We start from the raw sequence: 25616 nt of genomic DNA, 5'->3' as shown, positions 1-25616 counted from the left end.
TTCAGACATGTTGCGTCCTCGGGCATCGTAGGAGCCTTCTCGGACCGACCGTTCGGACGGTTCGGTCCTCGTCCGATACGCCGGGATTCCACCGTTCGTCGCACCGGGGCCAGGTCAGCGAGAGTGTGCGGGTAGGGTGAAGACCAACGGAGCGCCGGGAAGTCTGGTCGGCAACAGAGTTCGCCGACCCCGTTTTCAGGAGCGCACGTGAGCAATTCCCCCGGCCAGGACGACGCCGACCCGCGCGGCCGCGCCACCCGGGCGGCCAGCGAGTTCGCCCGGTATCTGCGTACCGAGACGACCGGCGGGATCATCCTGCTCGTCGCCACCGCGATCGCGCTGCTGCTGGCCAACTCCGGCCTCGCCGACTTCTACCGCGCCGTCCGCGACACCGAACTCGGGCCGGAGTTCCTGCACCTGAACCTCACCGTCGGCACCTGGGCCAAGGACGGCCTGCTCGCGCTGTTCTTCTTCGTGGTGGGACTGGAACTCAAACGCGAACTCGTGGTCGGCGAGCTGTCCCAGCTCAGGAAGGCCGCGCTGCCGGTCCTCGCGGCGATCGGCGGGATGATCGTGCCCGCGGTGATCGCGCTGGCCGTGGCCTGGGGCGAGCCCGGCTACGAAAAGGCCTGGGCCATTCCGATGGCCACCGACATCGCGTTCGCGCTCGGGGTGCTCGCGGTGACCGCGTCCGCGCTGCCCACCGGCGCGCGCGTCTTCCTGCTGTCGCTGGCGGTGGTGGACGATCTGGGCGCCATCCTGGTGATCGCGATCGTGTTCACCGCCGGCTTCGATCTGGTCGCCGCCGCGGTCGCGGTCGCGGCACTGGCGCTCTACGCCTACCTTCAGCACCGCCGGGTGCGGGCATGGTGGCTCTACGTTCCGCTCGCCGTGATCACCTGGGTGGCCGTGCACTCCACCGGCATCCACGCGACGATCGCGGGCGTCGCCCTCGGCCTGCTGACCCGTGTTCGCCCGGACGACGGCGAGGAGCGCGCGCCCTCGGTACGACTGGAACACCGGTTACAGCCCTGGTCCGCCGGACTGGCCGTGCCGGTGTTCGCCCTGTTCGCCGCCGGGATCTCGGTGAACGGCGAGGCGCTCGGCGCGGTGTTCACCAACCCGATCCCGCTGGCCGTGATGGCGGGGCTGGTCGGCGGCAAGCTGATCGGGATCTTCGGGGCGAGCTGGCTGGCCGTGCGGCTCGGGCTGGCTGGCAGACCGGACGGGGTGTACTGGCGGGACATCGCCGCGCTCGCTGTTCTCGGCGGCGTCGGCTTCACCGTCAGCCTGCTGATCGCGGAGCTGGCGCTGCCACCGGACGCCGCAGAGGAAGCCAAGGCCGCGGTACTGATCGCCTCCGCGTTCGCCTCGCTCGCGGCCGCCGCGTTGCTCCTGCGGCGCGGTCGCGCACACCGGCTCGCGGACGACTTATCGACATAGCGGCGTGACCCGCGCGCCCATCGAGCCCCTCCCGGCGACACGTGGCACGATATGCGCGTGAGCAGCCCCAAGCACGAACTCAAGGACACCGACGGCATGGGGGCCGTGCCCTACATCCCCCTGTCGGACGACAACGCGGACGCGAACGGGCAGTCGATCGGCTCCCTCGTCAAGGACGCAACGCAGCACATGTCGACCCTGGTCAGGGCCGAGGTGGAGCTCGCGAAGTCCGAGGTCGTCGGCGAGGTGAAGAAGGGCATCAAAGGCTCGATCTTCTTCGTCGTCGCAGGCGTGGTCGCGCTGTACAGCTCGTTCTTCTTCTTTTTTTTCCTCGGCGAACTGCTGAGCGAGTGGCTGAAGCGCTGGGCGGCGTTCGGCATCGTCTTCCTGCTGATGCTGGTCATCGCCGGGCTGTTCGGCCTGCTCGGCTATCGCAAGGTGAAGAAGATCCGGGCACCCGAGCGGACCATCTCGAGCGTCAAGGACACCGCCGCGGCGCTCAAGCCGCACAAGCCGCAGCCGGAACTCGACGGGCTCCCGCCGCTGCCGGAGACCGTTCCGCCGGTGCCCCGTCCCGCTCCGCGCGCCTGAGCGCGGGGCTGGTGCGGGCTCCCGATCCGTCCAGCGTCCGGATCGACGGGCCCTGGACGCATCGTGACGTCTCCGCGAACGGGATAAGGCTGCACGTCGCCGAGGCGGGCAGCGGGCCGATGGTGCTGCTGCTGCACGGTTTCGGCGAGTTCTGGTGGACCTGGCGGGCGCAGATCCCGGTGCTGGCCGAGGCCGGATACCGGGTCGTCGCCGCCGATCTGCGCGGGTACGGCGACTCGGACAAGCCGCCGCGCGGGTACGACGCCTGGACGCTGGCGGGCGATGTCGTCGGGCTGATCCGCTCCCTCGGCGAACGCAGGGCACACCTCGTCGGTCACGCCTGGGGCGGCATGACCGCGTGGACGGCCGCCTCGCTGCATCCCCGCGTCGTCCGGTCGGTATCGGTGCTCGGCGGCGCTCACCCGCTGGCACTGCGCGCGGCCACCGCGCACACCCCCCTGCGCCGCGGGCCGGACAACCAGGCGCGCGCGCTCGGCCACCTCTTCCGTTTCCAGATCCCGAAGTCGCCGGAGCGCGGCCTGACCAAGGACGGTGCCGCCGCCCTCGGCGAACTGCTCCGCGCCTGGTCCGGTCCACAGTGGACGAACACGGCCGATTTCGCCGAGGTGGCAACGAAGTTCCGCGAGGCCATGCTCATTCCAGGAGTGGCGCACAGCGCGCTGGAGTACTACCGCTGGGCGTTCCGCGCACAGTTCCGCGGTGAGGGCAGGCGCTTCACCGACGCCGTGCGCGAACGGGTCGACGTACCCGTACTGCAACTGCACGGTGCGCTGGATCCCTGCGTGCTGCCCGCGACGGCGCGTGCCTCGGCGCCATGGCTCGGCCCCCGGTCCCGCTTCGAGACGCTGGACGGCGTCGGCCACTTCCCGCATCTCGAAGCACCGGACCGCACCGCCGCCGCCCTGCTGGACTTCCTCGCCCACTGAAGGACGCCCGCCGCACCACCTACGGCGTGCAGGGCCCGGTCTCGACCGGTGAGGTGAACTCCGCCGCCACCATGGCCTCCGGACGCACCTCGTCGGCCGTCAGCGTGAAGCCGGTCTCCGGATCCTCAACCGCCGCACCGAACACGACGCCGATGACACGGCCCTGCGGATCGACCATCGGCCCACCCGAGTTCCCGCTGCGTACCTCGCCGCGCACGGTGAACACGTCCCGCTGCACGGTGTTCGCGTCGTAGATGTCCGGGCCGTTCAGTGTCGTGCGCTGGCGGACCCGGGCAGGCGAGGCGATGTACGGGCCGTCCAGCGGATACCCCAGCACGATCGCACTGTCCCCGGACTGCGCCACCCCCGGCGCGAACTCCAGCGGCGTCGCCCGCAACCGCGGCACGGCCAGGATCGCGACGTCGGTGTTCGCGTCGAAGTAGACGACCCTGGCGGTCAGGTTGCCGTTGCGGGTCTCCACCGCGACGTCCTCGGTGCCGGCGACCACGTGCGCGTTCGTCATCACCCGCTGCTCGCCGACGACGAAACCGGACCCCTCCAGTGCCCGCGAGCACGACGGTGCCGTGCCACGGATCTTCAGCACGCTGTCACTCAACTCGCGGACCGTCCCGCTGTTCTGCAGCGCGGCGTCCGGCGGTTCGATCTCGCCGATCGGCGCCTGCTGGAACGGGGCCACGATGGCCGGGAAGCCGGAGACGTCCAGTAGCTGCCGCAGATCGTCGGACAGTCCCTGCGCCGAATCCGGCATCACCGAGTTGACGCCGCCGAGCACCTTCGAGTTGTTGATCGCCGCCGCCAGCCCCGGCAGGCCCGCGACACTGGTCAGCGGGAGCGCGACGATCCACGCCACGACGAACACCACGAGGCCCTGCACCACCGCGCCGAACGCATTGTCCACACCGGACAGTTTCGGCGAGGAGATCCGGCGTTTGATCTTGTGCCCGATCCACACGCCGACGGCTTCGCCCAGCGCCACCAGGAAGAACACCGTGCCCACCGCGAACGCGACCTTCGCCGCCGGGTGCTCGAAGATGTCGACCACCACCGGCGCCAGTCTGATTCCGGCGATCGCGCCCACGATCACGCCGATGAACGCGGGCAGCGCGACGACGACGCCCTGACGGGCACCGGAGATCGCGGCCAGCACGGCCAGCAGCACCACCAGCAGGTCGACCCAGTTCAAGCCCGCTACCCACTCTCCTCGTCGCGCACGGCCCGCACCCGCGCCTCGTGCGCGGCCAACGCTACGTCAAGCTCGCGCACGTCCTCGCGGTCCCATTCCCGCTCCCAGCCACCGAGCCGCAGCAGCCCCGCGAGCAGGCCCGCGGTGAAACCCCAGACGAACAACCCGCCCGCCTCGAAGGCAGGGCCGCGCCAGCCGCGGGCCGCCAGCCGGACCTGGAACCGGTTCGCCGGATCGACCAGATCGGCGATCGGGACCCGAGCCACCGCCGCCGTCTCGGCCGGATCCACCGCGTGCACCGGTGAACTCCGGTGCCAGTGCGCGAGCACCGGCGTCACGGCGAAACCGGACACCGGTACGTACAGCTCGGGCAGCGCGGCCAGTGGTTCCACCCCCGCCGGGTCCACGCCGGTCTCCTCCTGCGCCTCGCGCAGCGCCGTCGCCACCGGACTCTCGTCGCCGGCCTCCGCACCGCCGCCGGGGAACGACACCTGCCCCGCGTGCGAGCCGAGCGTGTCCGCGCGCAGTTGCAGCAGGACGTCCGGACCGTGCGAGCCCGCGCCCTCGTCGCCCAGCAGGACCAGTACCGCCGCGGGCCGGGTGGACGCACCGGCGGGCGGACGCAGCCGGGTGAACACCGAGGAGTCGAGTCCGGTGCTGCCGGCGACCAGCGGACGCAACCAGTCGGGCACCTCGTCCAGCCCGACCAGCGGGCCCGCCACCTCGGCCGTCATCGCGGCACCGCCGCGTCCGTGGGCGTCACGCCGTCGCTCCCAGCCTCGCCACCGCCGCCTCGACCTCCGCCGGATCGGTGAACAGGCGCGGCTCCTCGATCAACCGGGGCTGCCCGTCCGCACCGACCAGGTAGGACGCGGGCAGGTTCGGCGGCACCCGCAGCGCGGTGCGTACCGGACCGGAACCCCCGTCGCCGTCGTGCACCGTCGGCAGGCGCACGCCCAGCGCGGACAGCAACTCCAGGCCGTCCGCCGGATCGCTGGCCACCTGGACGGTCAGCACCGGGATCGCCCCCTGCCCGGCCGCGTACGCCGCCAGCACCGGCAACTCCTCCTTGCACGGCGGGCACCAGGTCGCCCACACGTTCACCAGCGTCGGCCGTCCGCCCAGCACCGCGCCCAGATCCACCTCGGTTCCGTCGCCGAGGCAGGTCGAGGGCACGCCGCCGAGACCGGTGACCGGGCCGGCCGTGGGGCACGGTGGCAGCGCGGCGGCGGAACGGGCCTCGGCCAGCCCGGCGACCTCCGGGCCCGCGGACGCGGGCGGACGGTCCTCGCGCGGCAGCAGCGCCACGATCAGCGCGAGCGCCAGCACCGCGGCGGCGAGGGCCCACTTGACCGGGGTGGTCAACGGTCCCCCACCATCGCCAGCAGGTGTTCCCGCTCCGCGCCCTTCACCAGCTTCGCGGCCTCGTCGAACTCGGTCGGCCCGGTGCCGAACGACGGGCAGTCGCGGGCCAGCGGGCAGGCGCCGCAAGCAGGTTTGCGGGAGTGGCAGACCCGCCTGCCGTGGAAGATCACGCGGTGGGACAGCATCGTCCACTCCTTGCGCGGGATCAGCTCGCCGATCGCGTGCTCGACCTTCACCGGATCGTCGAGCTCCGTCCAGCCCCAGCGGCGGACCAGCCTGCCGAAGTGGGTGTCGACGGTGATGCCGGGGACGTCGAAGGCCTCGCCCAGCACGACGTTCGCCGTCTTCCGGCCGACGCCGGGCAGGGTCACCAGCTCGGCCAGCCTGCCGGGCACCTCGCCGTCGAAGCGTTCGACCAGCGCCGCGCCCAGCCCCAGCAGCGAGGTGGCCTTGTTGCGGTAGAAGCCCGTCGAGCGGATCAGCTCCTCCAGCTCGGCACGGTCCGCGCCCGCGTAGTCCTCGGCCCTCGGGTAACGGGCGAAAAGCGCGGGGGTGACCTGGTTGACGCGCTCGTCGGTGCACTGCGCGGACAGGATCACCGCGGCCACCAGATCGAGCGGGGTACCGAAGTCGAGTTCGCAGTGCGCGTCCGGATAGGCCTCGTCGAGGCAACGTTTCATCCGCCGGGCGCGTCTGACCAATGCGAGCCTGCTCTCGCTCTCGACGGAGCGAGCGCGGGCGGCACCCTTTCGGGGGGCGTTTCTGGCACGGGGCGGCACCCCGCTAGCCTACGGGCGCCGTCCGAGGACCAAGGTTCGAGTGTCATCCGCCAAGCCGTCTCCGGCGCACCGACACGCCAACCGCCGGCCCGGCGCAAAGATCGATCCGCCATGAGCGAGGATCTGGAGTCAATGACTGTTTGGTTCGTCATCGTGGTCCCGCTGGTGATCATGTTCTTCGCGCTGTTCATGGAACGGGTGGAGAGCAGGCTGAAGAACGTCGCCGTGCAGGAGGAAGAGGTCGAGGAGTTCCTCGAACAGGCTCAGCCCAACGAGGTGCGAGCCCTCTACGGCCACGGCATCGGCCGCGCGCTCGAGATGTTCAGGCTGCGCAGGCTGGGCGGAAGGGCAGCCAAGCTGCGCCCCCGTCGGAGCCGGGGTTAGGCTGCCCCGTCAGAGGAGATCGTTTACGGCTTCGTCCCTGGTAGACGGCCATTCGGTTCCGGCGAGGACACCACCCGGCCGGGCGGTTGGCGACAGGCACGGCGAGCCACCTGGCGATCTGGCCGACGAGACCTACACTGCAGCTAGTGACCGGCGACACGTATCTCCGTCGAGGAGATCAGCGGTCGCCGCACCATGAGGAGGACGAGGTGGACGAGACCCTGGCCCGCGCGGGCATTTTCCAGGGCGTGGAACCGGCGGCGGCTGAGGCGCTCGCGCAGACCCTGGAGAACGTCGATTTCCCCCGGGGTCACGTGATCTTCAACGAGGGCGAGCCGGGCGACAAGCTCTACATCATCCAGTCCGGCAAGGTGAAGATCGGTCGCAAGTCGCCGGACGGGCGGGAGAACCTGCTCGGCATCTTCGGGCCCTCGGACATGTTCGGCGAGCTGTCCATCTTCGATCCGGGGCCGCGCACCTCCACCGCGACAACCGTGACCGAGGTCCGTGCCGTGACGATGGATCGTCCCGCGCTCCGCCAGTGGATCGGGACCCGGCCGGAGATCGCGGAGCAGTTACTGCGCGTGGTCGCCCGTAGGCTGCGCCGTACCAACAACATGGTGGCCGAGCTGATCTTCACGGACGTTCCGGGACGGGTCGCCCGCGCGCTGCTGCAGCTCGCGCAGCGCTTCGGCAGCCAGGAAGCCGGACTGCTGCGCGTCACGCACGACCTGACGCAGGAGGAGATCGCGCAGTTCGTCGGCGCCTCCCGCGAGACCGTGAACAAGGCTCTCGCCGACTTCGCGCACCGCGGCTGGCTCCGACTCGAAGGCAAGAGCGTGCTGATCCTCGACCCCGAGCGCATGGCGCGCCGCGCCCGGTAACGACAAGCCGATCCGCGGAACGGATCTCCGTGGTGGCGGCCCTGACCGGCGGCCACCACGGGACGTTCCGGACCCGCTCATGACGAAGGGCCGGGCGCCACCCCCGACGTGGCGCACCGGCCCTTCGCTGTGCACGGACCATCCCCCGACGGTCCGCGCTCCCCGCCCTCCGGTCTCAGGCCCCGAACCGTTTGCCGGAGGGAGTCACGCGTGTCAATTCTGGTGTTACAACCATCGCACGACCCCTACCCCTTACTTCAAGGCCGTTCACCCTCAAAGACGCTAACGACAACGTTTCGTTGCGCGATTCCTTCCTAGTTCCACCCACTGTTATCCAACCGAGACCGTTCGGTGCAACTTGCTGGTCCGGACGAGCCATGGTGACCGGCACCATCCAGAATTGAGTGGTACCGCCGTACCAGTAAGTGCATAATGGTACGCATGTCCCAGTCCGCCGACCCCGCGTCCGCCGATACCGCGTCCGCCGATACCGCGTCCGCCGATACCGCGCACGGCCGTACCACGCTCGCCGACTACCGGGTCGCCCTCGGCGTTCCCGGTTCGCGCCGCCCGGTCGTCTCCTCCCTGCTCGCGCGGCTGCCCATCGCCATGATCGGCATCTCGGCACTGCTCTACGTCCAGCACCAGACCGGCTCCTTCGCCACCGCCGGTCTCGTCTCGGCGAGCTCGCTGGTCGGCGTGTCCCTGGGATCGGTGCTGCAGGGCAGGTTGATCGACCGCTTCGGCCCGACCCGGCCGCTGGTGATCACCACGACGATCTTCACCATCGCGCTGACCGCGCTCGCCCTTGCGATCGAGTCGCGGGGTTCCACCGCCCTGCTGGTCACCCTGGCCACCGCGGTCGGCCTCAGTGAGCCGATGGTCGGCTCCGCCTCCCGCGCACTCTGGGGCAGGCTGCTGCCACCCGGCTCGGCCCGCAACGCCGCGTACTCCTACGAGGCGATCAGCATGGAGGCGTTCTTCATCCTGGGGCCGGGTTTCGCCGGACTGCTCATCACGGCGCCGTGGCCGGGCACCGGCATGGTCGTCGGCGGCCTGTGCATGATCACCGGCGCGCTGTCCTTCGCGCTCAGCCCGACCGTCCGCGCCTGGGGCCCGGCCACCGAACGCGGCGGGGGCAGGCTGCTCGGCGCGCTGGCCGCGCCCGGCATGCGCACGCTCGCGCTCGCGGCCCTCGGTTTCGGCATGGTGATCGGCTTCGTCGAGGTCGCCGTGCCCGCCGCCGCCACCGAAGCGGGCAGCCCGGCCGTCGGCGGTCTGCTGTTGTCCGCCTGGTCGGTGAGCTCGGTGGCCTTCGGCGTCGCGTACAGCCTGCGCCCGTGGCCACGCCGGATGGGGATGCGCTTGCCGGTACTGCTCGCCGCGTTCGGCGCCTGCGTGGCGATCCTGGCCTGGCCGTCGACGCTGTGGGGACTGGCGATCGCCATGCTGGCCGCGGGCGCGCTGATCACCCCGCAGTCCACCAGTCACTCGGCGGCGATCGAGATCGTGGCACCGCGGAACTCGGCGGCCGAGGCCTTCGGCTGGGTGCTCACCGCCATCACGCTCGGGCTCGCCTTCGGACAGTCGATCAGCGGCTACCTGGTGGAGCACAGTGGCCCGCCCGCCGCCTTCCTCGCCGCGGCCGTGGTGGCGATCGCACTGGCCGGAGTCGTGCTGGCCCGCCGGGGCACCGTGCGCGAACCGGAGACGCCGGTCGAACGGGTACCCGCCGTCGCCGGGGTCTGAGACGGACGCTCGGTGTCGGTGGCAGGTCCTAGCGTGCATGCATGGACCTCACCGCAGACACCGCCGCGCTCGCCGACGCCACCGCCGAGGCCACCCGGCTGCTCGCCCCCCGCTACACCGAACCGGTGCTCGCCGGACTGCTGCTGCACGCCACGGCGGACGGGCTGACACTCGCCGGGAACGACCGGGAGCGGGCCGTGTCGCTGTCCTGTGCGGCCATCGCGCACACCGAGGGCACCGTGCTCGTCCCGGCGAAGCCGCTCGCGGAAACCCTGCGAGCGCTGGAAGATCCGGCCGTACGGCTGGTCGTCGAGGGTTCCCAGCTGGCCGTGCGGGTGCCAGGTGCCCGTTTCGCCCTGCCGCTGCTGGACCGGGACCTGCACCCGGGAGCCGGAGCCCCGGCGACGGACCCGGTGGCCGAGGTCGACGCGATCGCGCTCGCCACCGCGCTGCGTACCGTCGCGGGCACCGCGGCCAAGGACGACTCCCTGCCGATGTTCACCGGGGTGCGGATGCACGGCGACGGGACGCTGCTGCGCCTCGTCGGCTCGGACCGGTACCGGATGGCGACGGCGAGCCTGCCGATGCGCGGCACCGCACCGTTCGACGTGCTCGTCCCCGCCGGGCTGCTCGGTGAACTGGCCAAGCTCGCCGGCGGCACCGTCCGGCTGCACACCGCGCCGAACCGGTTCGGCGCGAGCTGGGGTTCCGTCCACGTGAGCACCGCCGTGCTGGACGGCGGTTTCCTGTCCCCGGACGCGATCCAGACGTCCACTGTGGACACCACTCTGCGGATCGACGCCGGCGCGCTGGCCGCCGCCGTCCGCCGGATCGGGCTCTACACCGACGCGGGAGGCGTCCTGGAGCTGGCTGTCGCCGACGGGGAGATCCGGCTGTCCGGCGCGAACCAGCGCTCGGGTGAGGCCACCGAGCACGTCAAGGCGGACGTGTCCGGCGGGCGCACCTCGCCCTCGTTCCAGGTTCGGTACCTGCTCGACGCGCTGCGCCCGTTCACCGGGCAGGAGGTCTCGCTCGGCATCCAGCCCGGGATGCGGGCGACGATCGTGAGCGCCGTCGACCCCGGCGACGTGAACATCACCTACTACGTGATGCCGATGCGCGCGCCCGGCCGGTGAGGTCCTACTCCGCGGCCCGCAGGTAGTCGAGCTGCGCCCGCACACTCGCCTCGGCGGGCACCCACAGCGCACGGTCGACGTCGGCGTAGACGAGTTCCACCACCTGCCGGGCGGTGGCGTCCGGGCCGAGCCTGCTCAGCGCCGCGCGCACCTGGTCGAGCCGCTGCTCGCGATGCGCCAGGTATTCGCGGGCGGTGGCCGCCAGATCCGGCAGCTCCGGGCCGTGACCGGGCAGCCCGAGCGTGCCCTCCGGCACCGCGGCGAGCGTGCGCAGGGACGCCAGGTAGGCGCCGAGGTCGGAGAGCACCGTGGTGCCGCGGCCGAGCACGGTGTCGCCGGTCAGCACCTGTGCCCGGCCCTCGTGCTCCAGTCGCAGCGACACCGAATCCCCGGTGTGGCCCGGCGTGTACAGCACCTCGATGTCCAGCCCGGCGGCGGAGATCAGCGTGCCGTCGCCGAAGGCCGCCGCATCCCGGCAGAGTGCCCCGGCGAACGCCCGCACCGGGGCCCCGGTCTCGGCGGCCAGCCAGGGCGCGCCCTCGACGTGATCGGGATGGTCGTGTGTCAGCAGGATCAGCGCCACCGGGCCCGCGTCGCGCACCACCCGAAGATGCTCCACGTCCTGGTATCCGGGATCGACGACGACGCACTCCCGCGTCCCCGGCGCGCGCAACACCCAGGTGTTCGTGCCCTCCAGCGTCATCGAGGACGGGTTGTTCTCCAGGACCACCGAGGCGACCGCCGAGACGGGGCGCGGCACGCCGTACGCGGGATGGGTCACGAATCCTCCAGCACCACTCGGACGGTGTCGCCGTCGCGCCTCAGCGTCGGAACGATCTTGTCCAGCTCACGGTCGGCGGCCAGAGCCTCCTCGGCCGTGCCGAACTCGGCCAGTTCGGCGAGGGTGATCCAGGTCGGCGGCATCAGCATGCTGTTGCCGGCCTCCGCGTCGGCGAGCGCGTCGGCGGGACGCCACCAGCCGGAGGTCTCGGCTTCGGTGGTGGCTCCGTCCGCGTGCTGTCCCTCCGGCATGGCGGCGAGGAAGAAGCGGGTGTCGTAACGGCGCGGCTCGCCGTCCGGGGTCAGCCAGTTCGCCCAGCCGCGCAACAGGTCCGCGCGCAGGGTCAGGCCGTGCTCACCGAGGAAGGACGCCAGCGACAGTTCCCGCGCGACCAGCGCCTGCCGCTCGGCCGCGTACCGGGCGGTGTCGGTGACCAGCTCGGACTCGGTACCGGCGAACAGCACGCCGGACTCCTCAAAGGTCTCCCGGATGGCGGCGCAGACCAGCGCCCTTGCCAGCGACTCGGAACAGTCGAACCATTCGGCCCATCGAGCGGCGGGTGGCCCGGCCCAGCGGATCGAGGCGTCCGCGTCCCGCTTGTCGACGCCCCCGCCGGGGAAGACCGTCATCCCGCCGGCGAAGGCCATCGCCGTCACCCTGCGCTGGAGGAACACCTCGACGCCCCGGGCCGTATCACGCAGCAGCACGACCGTGGCCGCGTCCCGGATGGGCATCGGCTCGACCGGCACGGCGGACGGCTCGGGCAGCCCACCCGGCAGCGGCAGGTCGAAGTTCAGGTTCGGACGTCGTCGCGGCACGCTGGCAACATACGCCGATCACGCACCGCGGCCGTAGCTGCCCGGGATCAGGAACCCGAGTAGCCGTCCCACCACGAGCCCTTCGACTTGTCACCACCGTTGGCGCCGACCTTGTCCGACTCGGCACGCTCCCGTTCGGCCAGCTCCTCGTGCAGCTCCCGCAGCAACTGCCGGTCCCGGTCGCTGAGCTGCGGGTCGTCCAGGTCGAGCGCGGGCAGCTCGACGATGTCGTGCGGCTGAATGTTCGCCACCATCGCCCTGCCCTTCTCCGGGTCCTCGGCGAGCGCCTTGCGCAACTGCGTCACCTCGGCGGCGGACAGCTCGGCGGTGCTCACCCGGCGGTCGGCCCGTTCCTCCTTGGCCTTCTCCCGCGGCAGGTCCTGCTTCGGCGGGGCCTTGGGGTGCTGCGGCTTCGGCGCCTCGTGCTTGGGCGTCTTCGCGGCGTCGGCGCGCGAGGGCAGGTCCTTCACCGGGGCGAGCGCCCGCAGCGCCGGGGGTGCCTGCGGGACCGGCTTGGCCGGGACGTCCGGCTGCTGCTGGGTCCACGAGGACGTCGCGGGTGCGGCCGACGAACCGGAGGACGTCATGGCAGGCGGGGGCGGCGGGATCGACGCCGGCGAGGAACCGGAGCGCTCGGGCGGGTTCGCCGACGCGGAGGGCGACATCGACGAGGCCGCCGAGGACGCGGTCGAGGCCATCGGGGGCGCCATCGGAGGTGCCATCGGCGTGGCCGGGATCGGCGGCGCCGGGGCGACGGCCTGCGGGGCACGCGGCGCGGCGGGCGGCTCGGCGGCCGGCAGCGGCGAGGAACCGGAGTCCCACACCGGAGCGGCAACGTCGAGCGCCGCCTGGTGGTAGGCGGAGATCGGCGAGTCCGGACCGCTGACCTCCACCACCGCCCGGATCCCGGCGCGGCGCAGTGCCGCGTCGACCCGGTAGGCGGCGGCGGGCGGGTGGCCGTCTGCGCCCATGGTCACCAGCACCACGAGCTGCGGCAGCGGACCGGGCACACTGCCCGAGGGGGTGTTGCGCCAGACGGCGTGCACCGTCCGCAGATCCGGCAGCACCCGCAACGTCCGGTCGAGCGCCGAGACGATCCCGCGGTCCGGGTCGTTCATCCCGGTGAAGCGGTGCAGGGGCGCGTAGTCGCCGATGGTGAGCTGCCCGGCCAGCACCGCATCGGAGCGGCTCAGCTCCAGCACCGCCGCCAGCTCCCGCTGCTCGTCCGCCGTCATCGGGATCCGGCCGGCGATCAGCGCCCCGGCGACCAGCTCGACGGCCTCGTCGAGCCGGGAGCGGGCGACCATCTCGCGGGCCTCGGTGAGCGCGCTGTCGTCCAGCCTGCCCGCCAGTGCCAGCAGCAGGTTGTGCAGCCGAAGCGACACCCCGAGCCCGTCGTGAACCTCAACCATGCGCTACTCCATCCGCTCGCGGCGAAAAGCTAAGCCGGGACGAGCCGGTCACCGGCGGGCGCGGCACCCGCGCACACGAAGCGCGAGTTCTCCAGCGCCGCCTGGTGGTAGACCGGCAGGTCGATGTGGGGTGGCAGAACCTCGACGCTGGGCTCGGCATCGCCCAGCGCCCGCAGCAGCCGCTGCAGTTCACCAGTCAGCCGCGGCATGCCGGCGACGGCGTCGACCAGCAGGACACGCTTCGCGGGACGGCCCGCCTGCGAGCTCTCCCGCCAGGTCTCCCGGACCTCGCCGACCTCCGGTCGCCCACGCATCACCGCGTTGACGACCACGCCTACGGTGTCGACCGCGTTGCCCCGGTCGGGGGCGGTCATCGCGAACGAGTACCGGTTCTCCTCGACCTCGTCGATGCCGAGGGTGGAGCTGACCTGGTGCCGGTCGGCACCGTGCGGCAGCAGGGCCTCGACGAGCAACTGGTGATCGTGCTGCTCGAGATCGATGTCGTGTTTGAGCAGTGCGCGCGGCATGGTCCGGGCCAGCGTGGGCAGTGCTCCCTCGCCGAGCCAGTCCCGGAAACGCCACAGCGTCTGGTCCGGGAGCCTGCCCGCGAGCCGCAGCAGCAACTCGTGGCAGGCCTGCTCGGGATCGGTTCCGGTCGAGCTCATGTCAGAACGTGTCCTTCGCCTCGGGTTCGCGGACCGTCACTCGGCCACCTCCACGATCAGCTCCACCTCGACCGGCGCGCCCAGGGGCAGCTCCGCGACGCCGACGGCGGACCGGGCGTGCACGCCGGCGTCACCGAAGACCTCGCCCAGCAGCTCGGAGGCACCGTTGATCACGGCGGGCTGACCGGTGAACCCCTCGGCGGAGGCGACGAAGCCGACGACCTTCACCACGCGGACGACCTTGTCGATGCCGATCAGGGCGTGCACGGCGGCGAGGCCGTTCAGCACCGCGGTGCGGGCGTGCTGCTTCGCATCCTCCGGGCTGACCTCGGCGCCGACCTTGCCCGTCGCGGCCAGCGAGCCGTCGACGAACGGGAGCTGGCCCGAGGTGAACACCTGGGAGCCGCTGCGCACCGCGGGCACGTAGGCGGCGACCGGAGCGGCGACGCCCGGCAGCTCGATGCCCAGCTCGGCGAGTTTCGCGGTCCAGGTCATCGTCAGCCCTTCTCCCGCTTGAGGTACGCGACGTGCTGCTCACCGCTCGGGTTCGGCAGCACGGTCACCAGCTCCCAGCCGTCCTCTCCCCACTGGTCGAGGATCTGCTTGGTGGCGTGGATCAGCAGCGGAACGGTGGCGTACTCCCACTTGGTGGCACTCATGGGCGTGAGCGTAACCAAGAACCCCCCGGCGGCTAACCCTCAGGTTTGGTCTACCCCCGCCGATGTCCGTTTACCGACTTAGGTAGCAGGCCCCCGGACGCCTCTTGCCGATAGCGTGATCACCGTGGAGACCTGGCGCATCATCGCGACGATCCTGCTGGCCGTATCCGGCGTCATGGGCGTGCTGATCATCATGGCCGACGTGCGGGAACGCCGTCGCGCGCCGGGTGGCCAGGTGGCCACGGTCGGCGCGATCGCCTTCACCGTCGTGCTGGTGCTCGGTGTGCTGATGCTCACCGTGCTGCCGGGCTGGCTGGCCTGGGGAATCGTCGTCACGGTCACCGCCGTGGTCGGCATGCTGATGCTCGCCGGCTAGTCCGACCCGGCCGCGACCTGCGAAACCTCTCGCCGAGCCGGGTGCACGGCCAACGCGGGCACCCCGGTCGGCACCACCGGTGGCGGCCCCGGCTTCGCCGCTCGCCACCCGGGATCTTGGCTTAGGCTGGGCCGGGTGAGCACTTCGCTGACCGGCTGGACCGACGAACTCGCCCGCACCCGGCTGCACTTCGTCACCGGCAAGGGCGGCACCGGGAAGACGACGCTCGCCGCCTCGCTCGGGCTCGCCCTCGCCGCGGGCGGGCGCCGGGTGCTGCTCGTCGAGGTCGAGGGCAGGCAGGGCATCGCGCAGCTCTTCGACACCGAGCCGCTGCCGTACGCCGAGCAGCGGATCGCCTCGGCTCCCGGCGGCGGGGAGCTGCGGGCGCTGCACATCGACGTCGAGGCCGCCCTGCTCGAGTACTTCGAGATGTTCTACAACCTGGGTTTCGCCGGGCGGACGCTGCGCCGGATGGGTGCGATCGAGTTCGCCACCACGCTCGCGCCAGGACTGCGCGACGTGCTGCTCACCGGGAAGGTCAAGGAGTGTGTCCGCCGCACCGAGTCCGACGGCAGGTACACCTACGACGCCGTCGTCGTGGACGCCCCGCCGACCGGCAGGGTGGTCAAGTTCCTCGACGTCACGAAGGCCCTCACCGACCTCGCCAAGACCGGGCCGATCCGTGGCCAGGCCGAGGGTGTGGTGAAGCTGCTGCACTCCGGCGACACGGCCGTGCACCTGGTCACCCTGCTGGAGGAGATGCCCGTCCGGGAGACCGTGGAGGGCGTCGCCGAGCTGGACGGTGCCGACCTGCGCCCCGGCGCGGTACTGGTCAACCGGGTACGTCCGCCCCGGCTGCCCGCGCGCTCGGTGACCGCCGCCGCCGACGGCCGGGTCGACGCCTCGCGGGTACGCGACGGGCTGGCGGGCGCCGGGCTGAAGCTGCCGGACGCGACTCTGGAGGCGCTGGTCTCCGAGACCGTCGAGCACGCGATCCGGGTGGCCGCCGAGCAGCGCGCCCGCGAGCAGCTCACCGAGGCCGACCTGCCCACGCTGGAGCTGCCCGAGGCGGGCGACGGGATCGACGTCGCCGCGCTGTACGAACTCGCCGAGGCACTCGTCGAACAGGGGGTCCGGTGATGGCGCCCGTCCTCGACATCGATGCGCTGATCGACTCGCCGGAGACGCGGGTGATCGTCTGCTGCGGTTCCGGCGGCGTCGGCAAGACGACGACGGCCGCGGCGCTCGCGCTGCGCGCCGCCGAACGCGGCAGGCAGACCGTGGTGCTGACGATCGACCCGGCGCGGCGGCTCGCGCAGGCACTGGGCCTGCGCGAACTCGGCAACCACCCGCGTCAGGTCTCCGTCGCCGGCTTCGAGCCGAAGGGCGAGCTCTGGGCGATGATGCTGGACATGCGCCGCACCTTCGACGACATGGTGCAGCAGCACGCCGGGCCGGAACGCGCGCAGCAATTGCTGCAGAATCCCTTCTACCAGACCATTTCCACCTCGTTCTCCGGCACGCAGGAGTACATGGCGATGGAGAAGCTGGGGCAACTCGCGGCGAGCGGCGACTGGGACCTGATCATCGTCGACACCCCGCCGAGCCGGTCCGCGCTGGACTTCCTGGACGCCCCGAACCGGCTCTCCACCGCCCTCGACGGCCGGATGATCCGTCTGCTCACCGGCCCGGCGAAAGCCGGGAGCTGGGGGCTGCGCAAGGTGGTCAGCGCGGGCGTGACGATGTTCGCCAAGGCGGTGTCGACGATCATCGGCGGGCAGTTGCTGGCCGACGCCTCGGCGTTCATGCAGGCCTTCGACAGCATGTTCGGCGGGTTCCGTGAGCGGGCCCGCAAGACGGCGGAGCTGCTCCGCTCGCCGGGGACCGCGTTCCTGGTGGTCGCCGCGCCGGAGCCGGACGCGCTGCGCGAGGCCAGCTACTTCGTGGAGCGGTTGTCCAAGGAGTCGATGCCGCTGTCCGGGCTGGTGGCCAACCGGACCCATCCGGTACTGGCCGACCTGTCCGCCGAGGAGGCACGGTCCGCGGCGGACGCGCTCGAACGCGACGGCCGCAGCGCCCCACTGGCGACGGCCGTGCTGCGGCTGCACGCCGACCGGGTGGCGCTGGCCGAGCGGGAGAAACGCCTGCTGGAGCGGTTCACCAGGGCGCACGGCGAGGTGCCGGTGGCGCGGGTGCCCGCGCTGCCCAGCGACGTCCACGACGTCACCGGCCTGCGCGACATCGGCGACCGGCTCGCCACCCAGGAAGCCTGACCCGGACACGAGCCCCGGACACGGGAAAGGGGAACCCGTCGCCGGATTCCCCTTTCCGTAGCCCGTTGCGGCTAGCCGACCTTCATCGCCTCGATGTCGACGGCGAACTCACGTTTCGCCGTGTCGAGCAACTCCCGCCAGTTCGACACGTCCGGCCTGCGGCGGAGCAGTGCCCGCCGTTCGCGTTCGGTCATGCCGCCCCAGATCCCGAAGTTGATCCGGCCGTCCAGCGCCTCGCCGAGACATTCGGTGCGGACCGGGCAGCCCATGCACACCAGCTTCGCCCGATTCTGTTCCGCGCCCCGGACGAAGAGCCCGTCCGGATCGGTGTCCCTGCACGACGCCTTGACTCGCCAGTCCGACTGCTTGGTCTCCATACCCCCAGCTCCCTACCCTGTTGTGACCGGCGGCAGGGGTCGACAGAAGTGCGTTCGTCCCCCGCGAGCAGGTCTCCTGCGTGCTCACGTCCCCACCGGAGCCTCCCCAGGCACCGGTCGCCACATCCGGATCAGTCGCGGCTCCCACCACGGCTGGCCGTCTGTCGGCTGTTTTCGTGAGATGGACGGACTGTAGGGGGCGACGGTTCCCGTCGCCAAGATCTATGTGGGACTTTCGTTGGTCACGGATTGGTCAACGCCGGAGTGTCGTCCGTAGCTCAGTGCTACTTCCGCCGGTAGGGCGCGGGGTCACGGCGAACTCACCGCGCCCGCGTACCCTGGCAACGTGCGTAAGACGGATGGGCTGCTGAAACTGACCGGCCTCTGCCTGCTCGCGGGGGTGTTGGTAGCGGGGGTGCTGTTCCCGGTCGCGGGTGCCGCGGGCGTCGTCTCCAACCAGGCGAGTACCACGGTCGACTCCATGTCGTCCGACCTCGCCAACGATCCGCCGCCGCTGGTCACCACGGTGACCGACTCCGCCGGCAACCCGATCGCGACGCTGTTCAAGCAGTACCGCATCCCCACCGCGAGCGACGAGATCTCCGACGCCATGAAGTGGGCGCTGGTCTCCGTCGAGGACCGGCGCTTCTACGACCACCGCGGCGTGGACTGGAAGGGCACGATGCGGGCCGCGATCAGCAACCAGAGCGGCGGCGACACCCAGGGCGCATCGACCCTGACGCAGCAGTACGTCAAGAACTACCTGATCAACGTGGTGCACCGGGTCAAGGACGAGAACGACACCGAGGCCAAGGTCGGCCAGGAAAAGGCCCAGGAGCAGTCGATCGCCCGCAAGCTGAAGGAAGCGCGGATCGCGATCCAGCTCGAGACGAAGATGCCCAAGGAGCAGATCCTCACCGGCTATCTCAACGTCGTCGAGTTCTCCCGCCAGATCTACGGCGTCGGTGCCGCGGCCAAGTCCTACTTCGGGGTGAACGCCAAGGACCTGTCGGTGGCCCAGGGTGCGCTGCTGGCCGGGATGGTGAACAACCCCGGCGCGCTCGACCCGTGGAACCACCCGGAGAAGGCGACCGAACGCCGCAACTTCGTGATCGAGAAGATGGTGGAGAACCAGAAGCTGGCGCCCGCCGACGCGGAGCGGGCACAGGCCGAGCCACTGGGCGTGATCCCCGGCGGTCCGTCGAAGCCCGCCGCAAACTGCACCGGCGCGGGCACCGAGAACGGCTTCTTCTGCCAGTACGTCGAGGACTACCTGCTCAAGAGCGGGATGAACATGGACGACCTGTACACCGGCGGCTACACCATCAGGACCACGATGGACCAGCGCGCCAACCACGAGGCGAAGGTCTCGGCGGAGACGCAGGTCAACAAGACGCAGAAGAACGTGGCGAACACGCTCTCGCTGGTACGTCCCGGCAAGGAGAAACACGAGGTCGTCGCACTGGCCGCGAACCGCGACTACGGCGGCGACGCCGCGCAGGGCCAGACCACCTACGCCCTGCCCTCCGGCGTCTACAACACCGGCGGTGCCGGATCGAGCTACAAGATCTTCACCGCGGCCGCCGCACTGCAACAGGGCGCGGCCGGGATCTTCGGCAACATCCAGACGCCCGGCTCCTACAGCTCCAAGATGTTCGGCGGCGGCCCACCGCGATGTCCGCTGATCGCCCGCGGCACCTACGCCTACTGCCTGAACAACAACGAGGGATCCAACTATCCGGGCTCGATGAGCCTGCAGACGGCCCTGCAGACCTCGCCGAACACCGGCTTCGTCATTCTCGAGGAGAAGACCGGCATGGGCCCGGTGGTCGAGATGGCAAGCAAACTCGGCATGCGCGAGACGATGGCCAGCAACCTCGGCGGCGGCACCGTCGACCCGGAATCGGACGACGCGGGCCGCAACACCAGCCAGCAGGTCGCGTTCGGGCCGAAGGAGAACTCGCCCGGCAACGCCTCGTTCACCCTCGGCCCGGCCCCGCTGTCCGGGCTGGAACTGGGCAACGTGGCGGCGACGATCCTCAGCGGCGGCATGTGGTGCCCGCCGACGCCGATCGGCGAGGTCACCGACCGCGACGGGAAACCGATCCCGATCACCGAGGCGCCCTGCGAGCAGGTCGTCGAGGAAGGGCTGGCCAACTCGCTCGCCGTCGGCATGAGCAAGGACGACCTCCCCGGTGGAACGGCGGCCCCAGCGGCGGCCGCCGTGGGCTGGCAGCGTCCGACGATCGGCAAGACCGGTACCACCCAGGGCAACGGTTCGGCCACCTTCGTCGGCGGCACCCCGCAACTCGCCGGCGGGGCGATGGTCTTCCGCCCGGAGGGTGGCCGGGGCGGCCTCTGTGACGGCGGCCCTGGCAAGGTCTCCACCTGCGGCGAGGGGAACATGTTCGGCGGCAAGACGCCGGCCAGGACGTTCTTCGGCGCGATGAGCAAGATCCTCGAAGGGCAGGAGACCGTCCCGCTGCCCGCGCCGGACCCCAAGTACGAACAGCCACGCTGACACCCCCACAGCCAGCACAGCCACGAGGGCCGCGTCCGCCACGAGCGGGCGCGGCCCTCGTGCTTTCACCGAAACCAAGCCGAAATCGTGACCCAGCCGCGATCCCACGACGACTACACAAAGTCACCAACTCGGGCATGCGCTCGGACAATCGAGCCCCGCCATTGCGATTCGCCCGGCGAGCCACATTCCCCGCCTGCCAACGGTCACACCGACAGTAGGCGGGACCGCACACGGCGAGCGACGCCCTTCGCCGAACAGAACGCCACCGCCGGATCGCCGACATCCCACCCGCATGAGCACGTATCCTGAACAGGTGAACACGTTCGGTAATAGTCGTCCGGCGCGCACCAGCGCGACCGGATCGACGCTGCGCAACGTCGTCGTCGGCACCACCGCACTCGGTGCCGCCACCCTCGGCTACTCCGCCGGCATCGAACGCAGACACTGGACCCTGCGCACCGCCGAACTCCCCGTACTGGGCCCCGGCACCCGGCCGGTCAAGATCCTGCACATCTCCGACCTGCACATGCTTCCCACCCAGCAGTCCAAACAACGCTGGGTGGCCGCACTCGACGAACTCCAGCCCGACCTCGTCGTCAACACCGGCGACAACCTCGCCCACCCGCAAGCCGTCCCGTCCGTGCTCCGCGCCCTCGGCCCACTACTCACCCGGCCCGGCGTCTTCATCTTCGGCAGCAACGACTACTACGGCCCCAAACCCAAGAACCCGGCCCGCTACCTCCTGCCCAAGGGCCGCGCCAAACGCGTCCACGGCACTCGCCTGCCCTGGCGCGACCTGCGCGCCGCCCTCATCGAACGCGGCTGGCTCGACCTCACCCACGTCCGCCGCACCATCGACATCGCGGGCCAGAACGTCTTCGCCGCGGGCGTTGACGACCCGCACATCCGGCGCGACCGTTACTCCGACATCGCAGGCGCCCCCGACCCCGGCGCCGTCCTCCGGCTCGGCCTCACCCACTCCCCCGAACCGCGCGTACTCGACGCCTTCGCCCGCGACGGCTACGACCTCGTCCTCGCCGGACACACCCACGGCGGACAACTCCGCCTCCCCGGCGTCGGCGCCCTCGTCACCAACTGCGAACTCGACCGCTCCCGCGCCCGCGGCGCCTCCCGCTGGGGCAAGGACATGTGGCTGCACGTCTCCGCCGGCCTCGGCACCTCGCCCTACGCCCCACTGCGATTCGCCTGCCCACCCGAAGCGACCCTGCTGACCCTCGTCCCCCGCGACAACCCGAACACCCCCGGCAAGCAGGCGAAACGTCGCGCCAAACGCAGCAAAGCCCAGCCCGGCAGCGCGTAACAACCCGCCGTACAGCACCCGCCGGACCGTCCGCTAGACTCATCGACGACCCGCTAAGCAGTAACTCCGGGGTGTGGCGCAGCTTGGTAGCGTGCCTCGTTCGGGTCGAGGAGGTCGTGGGTTCAAATCCCGCCACCCCGACGGTAGATCTGGGAGGTCCTTGCCTGCGGAAAGCGCAGGCGGGGATCTCCCAGAGTCGTATTGGGGGGCCGAGCCCCCCAGGCCCCCACGGTGCGAGCTCCTCACCCTGGCTGGCGTGGTGACGTCTTTCCGAACCAGCCAAAAGCGCATCCAAACCTGATCGGGTAACCACCCCGTGTCGGGCGATACGGCACCCCGTGTCGCGCGCCCCAACACCCCGTGTCGGGCGCCCCAACACCCCGTGTCGGGCCAGGGGCCGCTCATGGTTGCGCCCCGCGCCGGGCGGCCGGACTACTTACCGGAACGCCGGCACGGGGCGCGAAAACCTCGCGAGCGGAATGGTCAGCTCGTTGTGCAGGTACCCGTGTCCGCGGCCTCCGCAGCGAAATCACTCACCGCGTTCACCTCGTCAACCGCGAACCGGAAACGCTCGCCGTTCTGACCACCAGGCGCGGGCGTGTCGAACACGAAACCCGTCGGCCCGGTCGGAGCCAGCGCCGGGTACGCGCCCTCCACATCGTCGAGCGGCGCACCGATACCGATACCCGCGGGCGTCCGGATCTGGTCCGTACCGCTGATCACCACCACACCCTTCGACGGCTCCACGAACACACCGCCGCCGAGATTCGACCTGCCCTCCGAGACCGGCATGCTGTAGTACACACAACCCTCGGCTGGCTGCGGATTCACCAGCAAACCCGTCGCCAGCGCATCCGCCTCGGACTGGCCAAGGTGCAAGGCCTTGTAGTTCGACGCGCGCAGGACCTGCTCGTCCTCCGGCGTCGTCGTCGCCGCGGCAGTACCGCCGGCGCCGACCGTCAACGCAACAACCGCTGTCATGACCCCGAACCGCGTCTTCATGACACCTCCCCGACTTGAGCACCGGAATCTCCGGCCCGTCTTGCCATGAAGACGGAACAGCACTCGAAAAGGTTGCAAAACAAGGAAAAGTCCCAGCTCAGCGCGTTGCCAGGACCTCCACCCAGCACTGCTCGAAGTCGCCACGGCCCGCACGCGCCCACACCCACGCCGAACGCGCCGCGCTGGCGAGCTGCTCCCGGTCACCGTCCGCCGAGGACAACGCCGACACCAGCCGCGATTCCACATACCTGGCCAGATCCTCGTACCCCATGTCCTGGCGATACCGGACCTTCGACCGCACGTCGGCGAAACCCGCCTGCCGCACCCGATCCACCAGATGCCTGCCCGCGAACGGATCGCCACCCGCCCGCCTGCGCAGCAGGTAATGACCACGAAGCGCCGCAACGACATTCGCCGTGGCCGGACGCAGCCGCGCTCGACTCCAGTCCGAAGTGGACACTGCCAGCACGCCGCCAGGCCGCAACACCCTGGCGAACTCCGCCAGCGCGGCGTCCGGCCGTCCGAGATGTTCGACGAGCGCGTGCGCGAAAATCGCATCGACGCAGGAGTCCCGCAAGGGCAACGCCTCCGCGTCAGCCACCGCGAAGTCCACAGTGGACCGGGACGGTCGCCGCGTTGCCGTGCGGGCGAGTTCGAGCTGGCCGGGCTCCCGGTCTACGCCCAGTACCCGCCCCGCCATCGTGCCGAGGCCCGAGGTGATGCTGCCCGGGCCGCAGCCCACGTCCAGCACCAGTGCGTCCGGCCGCAGCGAGGGCAGCAGGAACGACGCGTGCGTGTGCACCGTCCGCGCGGACATCATCGACACCGCGTCCTCGGCGAACCCGGGCACGTACTCCTCCGACACCATGCACACCCCTACGAGCGGCGCCTACCGGCAACCACCGGCCGGCTGGCAGGATCGCAGAGTGACCGCGAAGCCCGACACCCAGTACCCACCTGCCACCGTGCCGGACCGGCTGTTCGACGACCCCGCCGTCGAAGCGCGCTGGCAGGCCCGCTTCGACGCGGCGCGTGTGTCCGTGCCGGACTGGGCGCTCGACGCCCCGGACGCGAACCTGTACGTGTCCAACGCCAGCGGTGTCTGGGAGGTCTACGCCTGGAACCGGGCGACCGGCACGCACCGCCAGGTCACCGACCGGCCCAACGGCACCATGCACGCCACCACGTCCCCGGACGGCGAGTGGATCTGGTGGTTCGACGACACCGACGGCGACGAGTTCGGCTCCTGGGTCCGCGAACCCTTCGCCGGTGGCGGCACCGCCGAACCCGCCCTCCGGGACGTGCACGCCGGGTACCCCGCGGGCCTGGAGATCGGCCACCGGCTGACCGCGATCGGCGTCTCCACCGACGCCGGCAGTGCCCTGTTCACCAGCGTCGACGGCCGGACTGAACGCTTCTACAGCAGCGAGGACGACGCCGGCATCGCCGCGCTGTCCAGGGACGAGACGCTGCTCGCCATCGCCCATTCGGAGCACGGCGACTCCCGCCACCCCGCCATCCGGGTGCTTGCCACCGACGGCTTCGCCACCGTCGCCGACAAGTGGGATGGCGAGGGCAAGGGCCTGCACGCCCTGGAGTTCGCCCCCGTCGCGGGCGACCCGCGCCTGCTGGTGCTGCACGAACGCCGCGGCCGGGAGGAACTGCTCGTCTGGGACGCCGCTACCGGCGAGGAGACCGAACTGCGCCTCGACCTGCCCGGTGAGGTCGTCGCCGGGTGGTACCCGGACGCGAGCGCCCTGCTCGTCGTGCACTTTCATCGCGGCCGCAGCTCCCTGCACCGCTACGACCTCGTGCGCGGCGAGCTGACCGCGCTGGAGACACCGCCCGGCCGGATCGGCGGCGCGGGTGTGCGCCCCGACGGCTCCGTCGAGTACTCCTGGTCCGACGCCGCGACACCGCCCGCGGTACGTACCCGCGACGCCGACGGTGCCGACAGCGTCCTGCTGGAGGCCCCCGGCGAACGCGCACCCGCGTCGTCCCCGCTCACCGACGCCTTCGTCGACGGTCTCGGCGGTGAGATCCACGCCCTCGTCGCCCGCCCCGCAGACGCCCCCGATGGCCCGCTGCCGACCGTGTTCACCCTGCACGGCGGCCCGCACGCCGCCGACGAGGACCGCTTCTCCGCCTACCGCGCCGTCTGGCTGGACGCCGGGTTCGCCGTCGTCGAGGTCAACTACCGGGGCTCCACCGGCTACGGCTCCGCCTGGCGGGACGCCATCGAGGGCAGGCCGGGCCTGACCGAGCTCGAGGACGTCGCCGCCGTGCACGACTGGGCGGTGAGCAGCGGGCTGTCCGACCCGGACCGCTGCGTCGTCAACGGCGCCTCCTGGGGCGGCTACCTCTCGCTGCTGGCCCTCGGCACGCAGCCGGGACGCTGGGCGGCAGGCGTGTCCGGCGTCCCCGTAGCCGACTACGTCGCGGCGTACGAGGACGAGATGGAGCAGCTCCGTTCGTTCGACCGTGCGCTGTTCGGCGGCGCGCCGGAGGACGTCCCGGCCGTGTACAGCGAGTGCTCGCCGATCACCTACGTCGACGCCGTCACCGTGCCGGTGCTGGTGCTCGCGGGCGACAACGACCCCCGCTGCCCGATCCGGCAGATCGAGAACTATCTCGACCGGCTGGCCGCGCGGGACGTGCCGTTCGAGTTCTACCGCTACGACGCGGGCCACGGCTCCCTGGTGATCGCCGAGACGATCAGGCAGACCGCCATCGAGGTGTCGTTCGCGATGCGCGCCGTCGGGATCGCGTAGCCCCTCCCCCGAGCGCAATTCGTCGACGTATTGCGAAGCATCGTGCACAAGGCATCGCAATATGTCGACGAATTGCGGTGGTGGCGACCGCAATATGTCGACGTATTGCGCTGGGGACGGGGTGGAAAACGGGAGGCGCGGCGGGGCGCCGACGG

The 25616-nt window shown here is 71.1% G+C and carries 26 protein-coding genes and 1 tRNA gene; 14 read left to right on the top strand and 13 right to left on the bottom strand.

What is annotated here, in order from left to right:
- Positions 1-207: 207 nt before the first annotated feature.
- The 3 genes from nhaA to CFN78_RS11145 are packed head-to-tail and all read left to right on the top strand — an operon-like array spanning position 208 to position 2981.
- On the top strand, positions 208-1443 hold the full coding sequence (nhaA, locus tag CFN78_RS11155; protein ID WP_094862643.1) for a Na+/H+ antiporter NhaA: 1236 nt from the start codon (positions 208-210) through the stop codon (positions 1441-1443).
- 57 nt (positions 1444-1500) lie between these two features.
- Positions 1501-2034 (top strand): phage holin family protein, encoded by a 534-nt coding sequence (locus CFN78_RS11150; protein WP_094862642.1) that lies wholly within the window; start codon positions 1501-1503, stop codon positions 2032-2034.
- 11 nt (positions 2035-2045) lie between these two features.
- Positions 2046-2981: an alpha/beta fold hydrolase gene (locus CFN78_RS11145; RefSeq protein WP_094862641.1), complete on the top strand. Its 936-nt coding sequence runs from the start codon at positions 2046-2048 to the stop codon at positions 2979-2981.
- A gap of 19 nt (positions 2982-3000) precedes the next feature.
- Here CFN78_RS11145 and CFN78_RS11140 read toward each other — a convergent pair whose 3' ends face one another.
- From CFN78_RS11140 to nth, 4 genes are read right to left on the bottom strand one after another with little or no spacing between them, the layout of a single operon-like run.
- Positions 3001-4185, bottom strand: a complete 1185-nt coding sequence (locus CFN78_RS11140) for a MarP family serine protease (RefSeq protein WP_094862640.1) — start codon at positions 4183-4185, stop codon at positions 3001-3003.
- A 5-nt stretch (positions 4186-4190) separates the two neighbouring features.
- Positions 4191-4907, bottom strand: coding sequence for an NUDIX hydrolase (locus CFN78_RS11135; protein ID WP_094862716.1), 717 nt, complete (start codon positions 4905-4907; stop codon positions 4191-4193).
- A gap of 37 nt (positions 4908-4944) precedes the next feature.
- Complete coding sequence (locus tag CFN78_RS11130) at positions 4945-5550, bottom strand: TlpA family protein disulfide reductase (RefSeq protein ID WP_094862639.1); 606 nt, start codon at positions 5548-5550, stop codon at positions 4945-4947.
- On the bottom strand, positions 5547-6230 hold the full coding sequence (gene nth, locus CFN78_RS11125; protein ID WP_094862638.1) for an endonuclease III: 684 nt from the start codon (positions 6228-6230) through the stop codon (positions 5547-5549). The genes CFN78_RS11130 and nth overlap by 4 nt, the downstream gene beginning before the upstream one ends.
- A 231-nt stretch (positions 6231-6461) precedes the next feature.
- On the opposite strand from nth, the gene CFN78_RS11120 reads away from it, so the two are divergent.
- The 4 genes from CFN78_RS11120 (at position 6462) to dnaN (ending at position 10482) form a co-directional block, all read left to right on the top strand.
- Entirely contained in the window at positions 6462-6713 is a 252-nt protein-coding gene (locus CFN78_RS11120; protein ID WP_094862637.1) for a hypothetical protein, read from the top strand.
- Between the two features lie 209 nt (positions 6714-6922).
- Complete coding sequence (locus CFN78_RS11115) at positions 6923-7597, top strand: Crp/Fnr family transcriptional regulator (protein ID WP_094862636.1); 675 nt, start codon at positions 6923-6925, stop codon at positions 7595-7597.
- A gap of 441 nt (positions 7598-8038) precedes the next feature.
- A complete protein-coding gene (locus CFN78_RS11110; RefSeq protein WP_094862715.1) occupies positions 8039-9346 on the top strand; it encodes an MFS transporter in 1308 nt (435 codons plus the stop codon).
- A gap of 41 nt (positions 9347-9387) precedes the next feature.
- Positions 9388-10482 carry a DNA polymerase III subunit beta gene (gene dnaN, locus CFN78_RS11105; protein WP_094862635.1) on the top strand — a complete coding sequence of 365 codons (1095 nt, stop codon included), beginning with the start codon at positions 9388-9390 and terminating at the stop codon, positions 10480-10482.
- A gap of 4 nt (positions 10483-10486) precedes the next feature.
- On the opposite strand, the gene CFN78_RS11100 is transcribed toward dnaN, so the two are convergent.
- From CFN78_RS11100 to CFN78_RS11075, 6 genes are all read right to left on the bottom strand, one after another.
- Complete coding sequence (locus CFN78_RS11100) at positions 10487-11263, bottom strand: MBL fold metallo-hydrolase (protein ID WP_094862634.1); 777 nt, start codon at positions 11261-11263, stop codon at positions 10487-10489.
- Entirely contained in the window at positions 11260-11997 is a 738-nt protein-coding gene (locus tag CFN78_RS11095; protein WP_094862714.1) for an NUDIX hydrolase, read from the bottom strand. Before CFN78_RS11095 ends, CFN78_RS11100 begins: the two co-directional genes overlap by 4 nt.
- A gap of 131 nt (positions 11998-12128) precedes the next feature.
- The gene (locus CFN78_RS11090; RefSeq protein WP_094862633.1) at positions 12129-13493 is read right to left on the bottom strand and encodes a hypothetical protein; all 1365 of its coding nucleotides are present in this window, start codon (positions 13491-13493) and stop codon (positions 12129-12131) included.
- A gap of 29 nt (positions 13494-13522) precedes the next feature.
- Complete coding sequence (locus tag CFN78_RS11085; protein WP_094862632.1) at positions 13523-14158, bottom strand: hypothetical protein; 636 nt, start codon at positions 14156-14158, stop codon at positions 13523-13525.
- A gap of 36 nt (positions 14159-14194) precedes the next feature.
- Positions 14195-14653 carry a RidA family protein gene (locus CFN78_RS11080; protein WP_094862631.1) on the bottom strand — a complete coding sequence of 153 codons (459 nt, stop codon included), beginning with the start codon at positions 14651-14653 and terminating at the stop codon, positions 14195-14197.
- 2 nt (positions 14654-14655) lie between these two features.
- Positions 14656-14817 (bottom strand): Sp36 family protein, encoded by a 162-nt coding sequence (locus CFN78_RS11075; RefSeq protein WP_094862630.1) that lies wholly within the window; start codon positions 14815-14817, stop codon positions 14656-14658.
- A 124-nt stretch (positions 14818-14941) separates the two neighbouring features.
- On the opposite strand from CFN78_RS11075, the gene CFN78_RS11070 reads away from it, so the two are divergent.
- The 3 genes from CFN78_RS11070 (at position 14942) to bagB (ending at position 17466) form a co-directional block, all read left to right on the top strand.
- Positions 14942-15193 (top strand): hypothetical protein, encoded by a 252-nt coding sequence (locus tag CFN78_RS11070; protein ID WP_094862713.1) that lies wholly within the window; start codon positions 14942-14944, stop codon positions 15191-15193.
- A 135-nt stretch (positions 15194-15328) separates the two neighbouring features.
- Positions 15329-16333 carry an ATPase BagA gene (gene bagA, locus CFN78_RS11065; RefSeq protein ID WP_094862629.1) on the top strand — a complete coding sequence of 335 codons (1005 nt, stop codon included), beginning with the start codon at positions 15329-15331 and terminating at the stop codon, positions 16331-16333.
- On the top strand, positions 16333-17466 hold the full coding sequence (bagB, locus tag CFN78_RS11060; protein WP_094862628.1) for an ATPase BagB: 1134 nt from the start codon (positions 16333-16335) through the stop codon (positions 17464-17466). Before bagA ends, bagB begins: the two co-directional genes overlap by 1 nt.
- Positions 17467-17537: 71 nt before the next feature.
- Here the strand turns inward: bagB and CFN78_RS11055 are convergent, their stop codons facing one another.
- On the bottom strand, positions 17538-17843 hold the full coding sequence (locus CFN78_RS11055; protein ID WP_094862627.1) for a WhiB family transcriptional regulator: 306 nt from the start codon (positions 17841-17843) through the stop codon (positions 17538-17540).
- A 346-nt stretch (positions 17844-18189) separates the two neighbouring features.
- Between CFN78_RS11055 and CFN78_RS11050 the strand changes: the two genes are divergently transcribed.
- The 3 genes from CFN78_RS11050 to CFN78_RS11040 all read left to right on the top strand — a co-directional run bounded on the left by CFN78_RS11050 (position 18190) and on the right by CFN78_RS11040 (position 21829).
- Complete coding sequence (locus CFN78_RS11050) at positions 18190-20364, top strand: transglycosylase domain-containing protein (RefSeq protein WP_094862626.1); 2175 nt, start codon at positions 18190-18192, stop codon at positions 20362-20364.
- A gap of 295 nt (positions 20365-20659) precedes the next feature.
- Positions 20660-21688: a metallophosphoesterase gene (locus CFN78_RS11045; protein ID WP_420807872.1), complete on the top strand. Its 1029-nt coding sequence runs from the start codon at positions 20660-20662 to the stop codon at positions 21686-21688.
- 67 nt (positions 21689-21755) lie between these two features.
- Positions 21756-21829 (top strand) — tRNA-Pro (locus CFN78_RS11040).
- A gap of 342 nt (positions 21830-22171) precedes the next feature.
- On the opposite strand, the gene CFN78_RS11035 is transcribed toward CFN78_RS11040, so the two are convergent.
- Together CFN78_RS11035 and CFN78_RS11030 are read right to left on the bottom strand one after the other, a co-directional pair.
- Positions 22172-22669 (bottom strand): hypothetical protein, encoded by a 498-nt coding sequence (locus tag CFN78_RS11035; RefSeq protein WP_133116325.1) that lies wholly within the window; start codon positions 22667-22669, stop codon positions 22172-22174.
- 118 nt (positions 22670-22787) lie between these two features.
- Positions 22788-23555 (bottom strand): class I SAM-dependent methyltransferase, encoded by a 768-nt coding sequence (locus CFN78_RS11030; protein ID WP_165777525.1) that lies wholly within the window; start codon positions 23553-23555, stop codon positions 22788-22790.
- 61 nt (positions 23556-23616) lie between these two features.
- Between CFN78_RS11030 and CFN78_RS11025 the strand changes: the two genes are divergently transcribed.
- Positions 23617-25461, top strand: coding sequence for a S9 family peptidase (locus CFN78_RS11025; protein WP_240519382.1), 1845 nt, complete (start codon positions 23617-23619; stop codon positions 25459-25461).
- Positions 25462-25616: the final 155 nt, after the last annotated feature.

This window comes from Amycolatopsis antarctica, assembly GCF_002262875.1.
GTDB lineage: Bacteria > Actinomycetota > Actinomycetes > Mycobacteriales > Pseudonocardiaceae > Amycolatopsis > Amycolatopsis antarctica.
Note: the sequence above shows the minus strand (reverse complement) of the source record. Positions and strands in the feature narration are given on the sequence as shown.

Coding starts and splice junctions, on each gene's coding strand:
- nth (WP_094862638.1), bottom strand. CDS start 6,230: ATGAAACGTTGCCTCGACGAGGCCTATCCGGACGCGCACTGCGAACTC.
- CFN78_RS11120 (WP_094862637.1), top strand. CDS start 6,462: ATGACTGTTTGGTTCGTCATCGTGGTCCCGCTGGTGATCATGTTCTTC.
- CFN78_RS11110 (WP_094862715.1), top strand. CDS start 8,039: ATGTCCCAGTCCGCCGACCCCGCGTCCGCCGATACCGCGTCCGCCGAT.
- dnaN (WP_094862635.1), top strand. CDS start 9,388: ATGGACCTCACCGCAGACACCGCCGCGCTCGCCGACGCCACCGCCGAG.
- CFN78_RS11095 (WP_094862714.1), bottom strand. CDS start 11,997: ATGCCCATCCGGGACGCGGCCACGGTCGTGCTGCTGCGTGATACGGCC.
- CFN78_RS11090 (WP_094862633.1), bottom strand. CDS start 13,493: ATGGTTGAGGTTCACGACGGGCTCGGGGTGTCGCTTCGGCTGCACAAC.
- CFN78_RS11085 (WP_094862632.1), bottom strand. CDS start 14,158: ATGAGCTCGACCGGAACCGATCCCGAGCAGGCCTGCCACGAGTTGCTG.
- CFN78_RS11080 (WP_094862631.1), bottom strand. CDS start 14,653: ATGACCTGGACCGCGAAACTCGCCGAGCTGGGCATCGAGCTGCCGGGC.
- CFN78_RS11075 (WP_094862630.1), bottom strand. CDS start 14,817: ATGAGTGCCACCAAGTGGGAGTACGCCACCGTTCCGCTGCTGATCCAC.
- bagB (WP_094862628.1), top strand. CDS start 16,333: ATGGCGCCCGTCCTCGACATCGATGCGCTGATCGACTCGCCGGAGACG.
- CFN78_RS11055 (WP_094862627.1), bottom strand. CDS start 17,843: ATGGAGACCAAGCAGTCGGACTGGCGAGTCAAGGCGTCGTGCAGGGAC.
- CFN78_RS11045 (WP_420807872.1), top strand. CDS start 20,660: ATGAGCACGTATCCTGAACAGGTGAACACGTTCGGTAATAGTCGTCCG.
- CFN78_RS11035 (WP_133116325.1), bottom strand. CDS start 22,669: ATGACAGCGGTTGTTGCGTTGACGGTCGGCGCCGGCGGTACTGCCGCG.